General features: G+C 34.8%; 3 protein-coding genes. All 3 read right to left on the bottom strand.

Features of this window, described 5'->3' with window-relative positions:
* Positions 1-116: 116 nt before the first annotated feature.
* A complete protein-coding gene (locus SJY34_RS02740; protein ID WP_400078681.1) occupies positions 117-1,100 on the bottom strand; it encodes a type IX secretion system membrane protein PorP/SprF in 984 nt (327 codons plus the stop codon).
* A 17-nt stretch (positions 1,101-1,117) separates the two neighbouring features.
* On the bottom strand, positions 1,118-9,337 hold the full coding sequence (locus SJY34_RS02745) for a T9SS type B sorting domain-containing protein (protein WP_400078683.1): 8,220 nt from the start codon (positions 9,335-9,337) through the stop codon (positions 1,118-1,120).
* A 66-nt stretch (positions 9,338-9,403) separates the two neighbouring features.
* Complete coding sequence (locus tag SJY34_RS02750) at positions 9,404-12,244, bottom strand: PorP/SprF family type IX secretion system membrane protein (protein ID WP_400078684.1); 2,841 nt, start codon at positions 12,242-12,244, stop codon at positions 9,404-9,406.

The following is a 12,244-nucleotide window of genomic DNA, read 5'->3' on the forward strand; positions in this document are numbered from 1 at the left end:
ATTAAAGAAGTTTAATTTTAAGATATTTGTTTAAATACATATTTAGTCGTTCAACGAACAAATATTTATAAGACAAAAAATTAGAGGTTGATAAACATAGATGAAATATCTCACTTTTACCTGTAATAACTCTGACTCGTCCCTTTTGTACAAGCACAATTACTAGCATTTTGTAAAAGGTCTAAACCAATAGTAACCATATGCGTTCCTGAGTTAAAGCCAGATAAATCATTTATGGTTAACTGATAAGAATATGCAAAAAATAGTTTATCAAAGGTAATACCAGCTATTGGCCCAACATTTAAAGGTTTAAAAAATTGATCATTAAGAAAACGGTAAGATCCTCCTAAAAAATAATAATCTCCTTTTCTGTTAAACTTTCTGTATTTAAAATTCACATCTGTACTTGAACGTTTGTCACTATCAAACATTTGGTAAAATATAGAAGGTTCAAATTCTACATCTTTATTACTATTACTTTTTAAAACAAGTCCAGTATATATTTGATAATTTAAAAGTTGATTTGGTTCCGCAACTCTTTCAACATCTATTTCTTTTTGCATAACGTTGTTGGCATTCATACTCAAGTAAAATGCCTTCCAGCGGTATAAAAAGCCAAAATCAAAGTTATTGTTAGAAACTGATCTATCGTCAGTTATACTTGGGTCAACGATAGGTGTCTCGTAAGTTGTATTGAAATTTTCAATATCTATTCTGAAACTATTGATATTATACGAAAGTCCAAAAGACAGAAACTGTTTTGACTTATAATCTAAGGTTAAATGATGCGCAAATGAAAATTTTACACCCTTTTGAAGTGTATTACCATTTCTATCATTGTAAGCAGAAATACCAACGCCTGTGCGATCAGAGATTCTGAAATCTGCATAAATGGATTGATTATCTGGCGCATTTTTAATACCGACCCATTGGGTTAATCCATTAGCTTTGATTTTTAAATTATCACCAATACCAGCATAGGTTGGTGAGATTACAAAATCGTTATCCGCCAAATACTGTGTAAAAACTGGCAAATTGAACTCTTGGCTATAACCGAATGACATAACCAAAAGGATCATATATAGTGTTATTTTTTTCATCTTAGTATCTTTTAGTTTTATCTGTAAAGGGTAAAGTGTCCAACAAATTCTTTGTCAACATCTGGATCATTAGTTCTAACGACATACCAATAATCACCAGTTGGTAATTCAGTTCCATTATATCTTCCGTCCCAAACCTGACCTACGTTATATTCTGCTACCTGACGACCATATCTGTCAAAAATATTGAAAGAGAGGTTTGGATAATTATCTGAGCAACCAGGCGCCCACGTATCATACTCTCCATCACCATTTGGAGTAAACCAATTAGGTATACAGAGGTCAATAAATTCTAATTCAACCTGAGCGGTTGCAAAACAACCATTACTGTCTGTAACTTTAACTGTATATAACCCTGATTCAGTAATGATGTAATTGTTAACATCTCCATAATCTTCGCCATTCATGGTAAATTGATAGTCTCCAGTACCACCTGAAGCATTCGCTATAAATTCATTGAGTCCTCCTTCTGTAAGGGTTAGTGTTACAGGTTCGTAACCTTCAATTTCAAAAAGCTCGGTAGTTTGAATACAGCCATTTGTATGCCTTACATCGATATAATGATCTGTTCCTGCAGGGACATTATTAAATACATTACTTGCTTGATAAGGACCACCATCTAACGAATAATCTAAATCTATCGGATCTGTAATAGAGTCGTCAACAGTGACCTTAACAACATTGCTTTGCGTGTTGTTTTCACAAATGTTTTCTATCATTACTTGTGGTTCAATTCTAACTGATTCTGGGAATGTTATATTCCATTCAGATTCACAATCTTGTGCATCTCTCACATATACTATATGATCACCACCATTTAAATTTGTAAAGTCAAATTCTGTTTGTGTTGCACTTCCTACAGTGTAAACACCTTCGTAATCATCTAGGCTTACGCTATATGGTAAATTTCCACCAGAAATATCAATACTAAACTCACCATTAGCATCATCTTCACATAATTCAGGAAAAACAGAATTGGCGACAATACTCAGAATAACAGGAGTTGGCTCAGAAATTGTAAAATTTAAATTCAAATAACAACCTAAAACATCTTGTACAATTAAATCATAATCGCCGGGTGCTAAGTTTTCAAATATATTAGTATCAAAGAATTGATTTAATTGAGGTGAAATGGCATATTTAATAACTCCAGTACCACCAGATGCCGTGATTTCAACAGATCCATTATCGTTTCCACTACATGTAACATTGTTGACTTCAATAGTTGCTTCAAGTGGTGCAGTTGGTTCTGTAATACTAATTGGTGCAGAAGTTGTTGCACAATCACCACTTTCTACAAGTACAATGTAGTCACCAGCATAAAGTTCAGTGAAATAGCCAGGAGTATTTTGAGTTGCAGTTATCGCAGTTCCTGAGCCATCTTGTAATGAGTATATATAATTTCCTAGTCCTCCTTGGGCCACTGCTGTAATAGAACCGTTATTATCACCGGTACAATTAATAGTTAAATTGGAAGCCTCAAGAGTCAATGTAAGATCTGGCAATGGCTCTATAGTGATTTCATTAGATACATTTGCTAAACAGCCATTTACATCTCTTACATAATAAGAGTAGGTTCCTGGTGGTACACTAAATGTTGTAGACGAGCTAAAAGAACCAAGTATGGTTGAGAAACTTGGACTATCACTATATGAATACGTTCCTGTCCCTCCTGTAGCACTTAAGGTTAAAGTAGATTCAACTAAACAGCTTTGTGCTGTAGCTCTTACTAAACTTGCTTCAATTGGCGCAGGTTCAGTAACGACTATATCTATTGATGTTAGTTCACAATCAAAGCCTTCTGTAATTCTAACAGAATAAGTTCCTGGACCTAAGTTATCAAATACATTAGATGTTTGAGGACCGGAAGTACTTGGTATTGGTAAAATAGTATTAAGTGTATATGTGTAATTTGAGCCTTGTCCGCCAGATACATTAGTAATTGTAATATTTGCATTCTGGTCACCAAAACAGGCTAAAGCTGTGGTGCTTGGTGTAAATGTGGCCGTGATAGGAGTAGGTTCGTCTAAAGTAATAGTTTCAAAAACTATGCAACCTCCAGCATCTCTTACATTTACTGTATAAGTTCCTGCAGATAAATCCGCAAATACACTGTTTGGCGAATATGCAACAGTTGCATCACCTGTTAATTCGAATTCAAAATCTCCCCAACCACCAGCTGCGATGGCCGTGATTGTGCCTCGATTATTATTACAAGTTACATCAGAAGTTTCTGAAATTGAAAGTGTTAAAGCATCTGAAGGTGACTCAATAGCAACATTTGATGTGTTAGAACAGAATGGAAAAGCAGTTTCTGTAATAACTACAGAATACAATCCTGCATTCATTCCCGATACTGTGAATGGATTTGTTGATGTATTTGCATTTACAACACCAGTTACTGAAGCCCCTAAATCGTCAAATACTTCATAAGTATACGCACCTGTGTAATTTGTAACGTTTATGTCAAAAGATCCATTGTTATCACCAAAACAAGTGATTGCTGTTGGTGTTAATGTAAACATCGGAATTATCGCTTCAGGTAAATTAACCGTAACTTCTTCAGTACACAATGTAACAATGTCTGTAATTGTTATAGTGTATAAACCTGCTGGAACTCCAGAAATAACATCTCCAGCTATACTAATTGATGCTGGATTTGGCAAAATGCTATAAGTGTAAGTACCAGAACCACCTGTAGTTGTCATTGTTATCTCACCGTCATCGTTATTACATGATGGCAAAGCTGTGACATCTGGTGTTATTGTAATTGGCGCTGCGATATCTACAGACACTATATTTCCACAGCCATTTACATCTTGTATTTCTACAGTATGCGTTCCTGAAAATAAATTAGATAGCGTAAATGGTGCTGTTAATGATTGAAAAGCTCCACCATCAATGCTATATCTATATGGAGCTGTACCAGTTGTATCAAGAGTTACATCAATTTCAAAATTTCCTTCGGTAACAGTACATTGGTTGCTTACAACTGCTGAAATTACAGGTGAAGGATCTAATGGTACGACTATAATCGGACTCGAAATAATACAGCCATATGCGTCTATAATATGAACGTAATAATCACCTGCATCAACGTTAAATACACTTGCCGAAGCCCATGCAGCATCAGAAGCCAATGGAGCTGTTGGAGTAGTGGTAATCTGATATTGATACGGAGCCGTTCCATTTTGACCAATAGCACTTATTACGCCAGAGTTAGCATTACAATTTGCATTCTGATCTAATGAGGTTGAAAGCTCTAGTAATATAGCAGATTCTGTAATATTAAAAGGTATCGTTACCACTCCACAACCAGAATTCGATCCGGAAGTTTCAACTATATTCACATAATAATTGCCAAAGGGTAATGGTCCTAAATCAGATATAGTTAATGATCCATTCGCTGGCACTGTACCTGAGTTGCTAACTCCTGTACTATTTAAAGTCAAAGAGTCAAAGATTTCATAATCTATGTTAACAGCAGAACCATAAATACTATTTACAGTAAACGAAACATTACCGTCAGCACTTCCTGTACATGTTATATTATTTGCACTAACTGCAGTTGCAGTTAATGTTGATGATGTTGGAATTGGTGTTGAAGCAGGTTCATAATAACTACATAGTGTGGATTCATCATAAACTATAAATGTATAAGTTACACCAGGAGTTAGGTTGTTAAATGTTGCAGATTGACTACCAACTGCATCTTCTGGAATCCATGTTCCTGCAGGAAGTGGATATACTGAAGACGGTCCTTGATAAATACTAAACCAAAATGGGCCAGAACTTGCTAAAGTAGAACCTATACTTACCAAAGCTGTTCCACCAGTAGAACAATCAACGGAGGTATTTATATCTATAACTAAGTCGGTTGGAGGTGAAGCTACAAGTACATCTTGAAACAATACAGAACAACCATTTGCATCAACTACATTAATTTGGTATAGACCAAAATCTACTACATCAAAATTTGTAGAAGTGGATCCGGTCATATTAGATTCTGAATTAGAATACCCATTTGTACCAGTAACAAAGTAGTCATAAGGAGCTGTTCCACCAATAACAGAATTTATAATTATTGATCCTTGAGACAATCCACTAATATCACATGTAATATCATTCACATTATAATTCACCACAATTGGATCTGGTTCATTAATTGTAACTGTTTCTGTAGTTGTACAAGATTTAGAATCTGTAAGTGTTACTGTGTAAGTTCCTGCTGGTAATCCAGAAGTTTGTGTTCCATAATCAGTACTCGTTGTATCATTATTAACATTGATCGTAAAAGGTGGAGTACCAACAGTATTGTCAATTGTTATATCTATTGAACCGTTTGCATCACCATTACATAATATGGGTTGATTTTGTGCTACCAAGCTCAATGCTGGTAATGATAGAGGTTCTACAGTTATTATTGATGATTCAGCGGTACAACCATTGGCATCAGTGATTTCAAACTGATAGTTTCCAGCGTTAGGTGTAGAATATGTAAACGGAGTACCTGTTGCTCCTAACGAAGCATATGCACTTCCATTTATTGATACAGCATAAGTATATGGCGCAGGTCCTGTTATAGTTCCTGTGAGTATAGCATCTGGTGTTACTGTACAATCTAAATCTTCTGTTAATACCACATTTAATGTTGGTGTTGGAATAGGGGCAATAGTATAAGATTCACTATAAACACAATCATTTTCATCTCTAACTTGGAAGGTGTATGTTCCTGGTTCTAACCCAGAAAATGTGCTTGATGTTTGGTAAGCTGTCGCTGCTGAAGCAGGTGCAATAATTTGATATTCTAATAGTCCTGTACCACCTGTTGTTCCTGTAATAGTAACAGTTGTTGTGTTTGTTGGACATGTTACTGATGGGTTATCAAATTCTAAATCTGTCGGTGGATTTAAAGCATCAATTGTAATATCATTTGTAACTGAAGTACAGTCATTATCATCTTTTACAGTTATGGTATAAGTACCTTGTGATAAACCAGAAAATACATTACTAGTTTGAAACGTAATTCCATCAATACTATATTCATATGGAGCATCGCCACCTGTAACTGTTGTAACCGTAACAGTACCATCTCCATTACAACTTAATGATGATGTCAATTCTGCAGTACCAGAAATAGCTATGTTAGAAGTAATTGTTGCGGTTTGAGGATCTGTAATACATACTGATGTTCCAGAAGTATATTGAACTACAATATCATAATTACCTACTGAAAGTCCTGCAAAAACATTTGAACTTACAAAAGTTGCACCTCCATCAATACTGTAGGCTAAACTATTACCATTAGCATTTGTAACATTTATCGTTAGCTCTCCACTATCACTTGCATCACCACATAAAATATTAGTAGTAGAAACTGTAAAGTCTGGAGCAGGAATAGCATCTAAAGTTATACTCGTATTAGCGCTACAGTTATTAGAATCGATAACTGTTATATCATAAACACCAGCAGTTGTAACTACAATTTCTGGTACAGATTGAAAAACGGTTGTACTATTTACAAAATAGAAGTAAGGTGGTGTTCCACCAACAGGATAAACCGTAATCTCACCGTCATTACAAGTTAATGGTGCACTTATTGCGGCAGTTACTGTTAGTAATGGAGGTTCAACAATTGTAATATCCTCAGTGAATACACAACCATTTTCAGTCTCTAAAGTTGCTGTGTATGTTCCTGGATTTAAATTATCGAAAGTATAATTGTTTTCAATAATTGGCCCAACACTATTAACCAATGTTGCTCCATTGTATAATGTAAATGTATATTGTGGATCAGCGTCGTTTGAAGCTAAGTGAATACTCCCTTTATCTCCGTAACATAGAGGCTGAGTTACTGTACTAGTACCTGTATAATCTCTATCTAAAATTTGAACATCTGGAACCGTAAAAACACAAGGATTACTTGGTACTCCTGTTTGTCTTATGTAAACCGTATATGTACCTGCAGTACTTACAGAAAATACATTGCTAGTTTGAAAATTTATATTGTCAATACTATATTCATAGCCATTTGGAACTCCATTTACAGTTATACTTCCATCTGTTGCACAAATTATATCATTGGATACTACTGTAGCGTCTAGTAAATTCTCAAAGATGTTGAAATAAAATTGAACAAAACATCCACCAGGATAGTTAATTGTCATTCGATATTGACCAGATGTATCAGCTAGAAAATTTGATCCATTACCAACTTCATTCCATGTACATGCTGCATCTTCATTGGCACAATCTTCGTTTACAACAGCAGCACAACTCGATTCATCAAGTTTTTCCCATATAATAGAAGTAGAGCTTGATATGTTAGTTTCAATTAATCTTGAATCATTTGCGCCACATAAAAAGATGTTTGGTAGTAATTTCCCATCATTAGGACAAGTCACTACTTCATCAGCAAAAGGAATCACAGGATTCGTAGTGTTACTTCCAAAGAGCTCAACATTAAATTGCTGAACAATTGATTGACATGGTGCGATTGCCGTATTATATGAATAATAAGTACCTGTTGCTGTAACCGTTATTGTTTGTGAAGTTCCAATTACAGGTGTTCCTGTTGGACTCGTTGACCATGCATAAGAATCATAACCATTCGCGGCAGTTAGTTCTAAACTATCACCACAAAGAACTTCGCTCTGTTCAAAAGTACAATCTAAATCAGCTAAAAAATTAGTGGCTTGTGGTGTTAATAAACAACCCGTATTGCTACTAAAACTTGGATCATCTGAAATAGTAAAATTAGGATTTACAGTTCCTTGATATGTCGCAAAAGCTTGATTATTCACTATATTGGAACATGCATCTGCCAACTGACCACAATCATCAACAACTTGAACTTCGATACGTATTTCATAAACCGGATCATTTTCTTCAACAAGAGAATTATCAATACTTAAAACGAGTTCTCTAGTTATAGGATTATAACTTACAACTGAAACACCCGTTGGAAGAACCAAATCTGTTGGATGATTGTAAATAATATTTATAGGTAGAATATCTCTAATTGTAAAGTTTGTCGCATCGTCATTCCCTGTATTTTGAAAGCCAATAACATAGTTGAGAGAAGAACCTAAACCTACAAGTTGTCCACCAATATCATTTCCTAAGTCATCTTCAACGGTTTTAGTTAATACAATATTTGGAGCAATAATCTCAATGGCAAAAGCACTGAAATAATAATAATAGATATCTAAATTACTACCTAGACTAATATCTGCTGATGTTGCATTATTGGGAATTAGTGTATTTCCTGGATTTGGAATGTTTATAATTCCAGAATCGAATCCTAAAGTGTTAGAACTATTTGGAATTCTGTTAGTAAATAACTCAGAGGTATTGGTTACAGGGTCAATATCAGAAACCGAACTATTAAAAAAGTTATTCACCGGACGAATTATGGTACCTGCATTATTAGTGGCACTAATAGGAGTTCCATTGAGTTCTAAATAATCACCTGTATAACGTCTATCACCCTCAATAGTGTTGAATGCGAATTTTGCACGTACAGGACCAGTAGGTATCGTGGTGAATCCTGAAACAGGAAATGTTTCATTGATCGTACTAGTTATTTTTGTAAACCCATCAAATGAGGTAATATATTTACTTGGTAAAAGCGGATCTTCATAAACTACAAAAAGCGACCAACCCGCAGAAAGACCTTCAGAATTTGGTTTTGGCCCTACTAAAGACGAAATATTGGCAACACCATATGTGCCTTCTGGATTTGGTAATGCTGTTAAAATATCTGTGACATCATGATAATAAGCATATGTATTAGACTCACTATTATTTGCAGCATTTTGATAGTAAATTTCAGTACCGGTAATATCCATATATGGACTGCCAGGAACTTTAAATTTAACCTCTGAAATGGGTTCATCCCCATTAACTACAGCACTCCAATATAAACCAGCATATACTATTTGATAACAACTTTCATCACTAGGAACATCTAAATCTGCAGTGCTGGAGTTAAATGTACTAGGGTCTCCATCGATATCTACATACACAGCGGCATCTACTCGGTCATTGGCATCGTTACCATTATATGGATCGGAAACATGTAGTCCTACATTACTGTTTCCAATTAAAAGGATATCACCTTTAATAGCTTGATCATACCGCGGTGAAAATGGGACAAGGTTTTGGGTGAACATTTGTTGTCCCAAAATGAGAAGTATGACTACCAATACAATTCTTGAAAAAGTAGGTTTTTCCATGGTATTTACATTTAATTTTTCACATCTTTTATGGGGCAATAAAAGATGTAAAAGTTGGCTTAACTATTATTTATTTTCAATTTTTACTATTGACATTTTTTGATTATACGATCTATTTCCTTTTGCTTTTAAAGCGTTAGTTGCGGCTTGAATATCACTAAATTTTTCATAATAAATATAATATTTACTTGTGCCGACATCGTAGAAGAAATCAATATCTTTTCTTCCTGAAGCAACTACTTTAGTTAAAAAGTCATTACGTTTTTCAACATTGTTATGTACCGCAAGGACCAAATAGTAACCACTTTCGACGTATTGTACATTCTTAATAATTTTGATATTATTTCCTTGTTCTTCACCAAAATCAAAATCTTCAACTTTTAATGGTGTTTTACGTAATGGTGTTGTTTTTATAATATTTCTTAACCTTGATCGACCTTGTGAATATCTATCTTCTTCATTATCAAATACTGCACGTTTAATACGGCGTCTCTTCTCAAATTCCGTAGCCGCTCTAATCGATTCTAACTTTACAACTAATTTTGATCTGGTATCGATTGCTTTTAATTGTTCTTCAGACAAGCGCTTTATTTTCTTTTTATAATAGAGGTTGACCTCATCTAATTCAGTGTTCTTGATTCTAGTACGCTTTTCATATAATGCCTTTAATTCCTCAATTTTTTCGGTACGGGCTTCTATGACTTCATCTAAATTAGATTTAATACTTCTTAAAGCATTGTTTTCGGCTGTTACACTCTTAAAAGGTCTTGGTTGTACGATAATACCTTGGTCGCTTAGATCATTTTCTTCTTTTAAATCTTTTAGATCTTTATTTTTAGTTTCAACAATATCATCAAACTGTTTTAGCAATTCAGCTTGTTTAATTTTAGAATTATCAGTTTCCTTTTCTATACTAAGCATTGATTTACCTAGTTTGTCGTTTGGATTTACAGTTGATTCTTCCTCGGTATTCTGATCAACAATCAGTTTAGTCTGTTTTTCAGCTTCATCTTTAGCCTTTTGTTGAGCAATTAGTTTAGCTTGTGCTTCAGCCTCTTCTTTAGCTTTCTGTTGAGCAATGCGCTTGGCTTGTGCTTCAGCTTCTTCTTTAGCTTTCTGTTCAGCAATTTGTTTAGCTTGAGCTTCAGCCTCATCTTTGGCTTTCTGTTCAGCAATTTGTTTAGCTTGAGCTTCAGCCTCATCTTTAGCTTTCTGTTCAGCAATTTGTTTAGCTTGAGCTTCAGCCTCATCTTTGGCTTTCTGTTCAGCAATTTGTTTAGCTTGAGCTTCAGCCTCATCTTTGGCTTTCTGTTCAGCAATTTGTTTAGCTTGAGCTTCAGCCTCATCTTTAGCTTTCTGTTCAGTAATGCGTTTAGCTTGTGCTTCAGCCTCATCTTTGGCTTTCTGTTCAGCAATTTGTTTAGCTTGAGCTTCAGCCTCATCTTTAGCTTTCTGTTCAGCAATGCGTTTAGCTTGTGCTTCAGCCTCATCTTTGGCTTTCTGTTCAGCAATGAGTTTGGCTTGAGCTTCAGCCTCATCTTTAGCTTTCTGTTCAGCAATTTGTTTAGCTTGTGCTACGGCTTCTTCTTTAGCTTTCTGTTCAGCAATGAGTTTGGCTTGTGCTTCAGCTTCTCGTTTGGCTTTTTGATTCGCCCTAATTTTAGCTCTCGTTTCTTCTCTTAGCTTGGCTTTTTTATCCTCTTCAATTTTGGCATTAGCCTCTGCTGCTTCTATAGCTTTCTGTTTTTCTAATTGCTCAGTCTTTTCTTTAGCATCTTTTATTGCTTTCTCTTCTGTTTCCAGTTTTTCTTTAGCATCAGCTTCAACAGCAGCTTTCTCCTTGGCTTTTATGTCTAGTTCTGTTTGGGTTTTTCTTTCCGCAGCTCTCTTTCTAATTTCTTCGAGTTCAACTTTAGATGCTTTTACAACTGCTCTTTTAGGACCTTTTTTGGAGAAAAGTCCACTTACATCATCATCACCACTGTAATTGTAATTTTGATTTGACTTAAATCTATAGGCTAATGTAATATTATGAGAAGATCCAAAATCTATCATATCTCCAATAGCCTTTTCAATATTGTATTCTATTGCAATATTTGGTGTAACATTTATTCCTAAACCGCCAGAAACTCCAAATACATTATTATATCCCAACTGAACCCAGAGTCCTTTAGGAACATTAATCATAGCTAATCCAGAAATAATAGTTTCGTCTTTTCTAAATTCTGACTTTAACAAAGCAGAAACTTTAGTGTCTTCAAAAAAACCACGTCCACTCAAATATCCAGTATGCATTACATGTGCTTGAATGCCCTGTCTTGGGTCATCTTGAATTAGTGTCGAAGATTCGAAATTGTATAATACAATATTGTTTATCGAAATTCCAAAATCTAAAAATTCAGTTCCATAATTGATACCAGGATTTACAGTTAGTAGTAAATTAGATGGCACGTTTTGAAATGATGGGTCATCGAAATTAGTGATGACATTAGCCGTATTAACGCCACTTTTATAGGCTCCTACATTTAGACCAAATGTTAGGTTACTATTGGTATTTAATTTTGCATTATAGGCGAAGTTAAGCAGACCACCGAAAGTAGTTAAAACACCATAGTTTTGTTGAAAAACTGCGAGTCCTGCACCTATGTTTTCTGCGAAGCGACCAGAATAAGTGCCAAAATACGTTTCAGGAGCATCGTTAAATTGCACCCATTCTCTTTTGTTAGTTATACTAAAATATTTATTCTGCTCTCTTACAAAACTAAACGTTGGGTTGATAGCAAAGCGATTAAACACCAAAGAGTTTCTTATAGGTAAATCTAAAGAAACTACTCCGTCATCTTCTTGAGAAAAGCAAATCTGTATAAAACAGAACGTTATTAATATGATCAAAAGACGCGTTTTCAT

The organism is Winogradskyella sp. R77965 (assembly GCF_044594915.1).
Taxonomy (GTDB): domain Bacteria; phylum Bacteroidota; class Bacteroidia; order Flavobacteriales; family Flavobacteriaceae; genus Winogradskyella.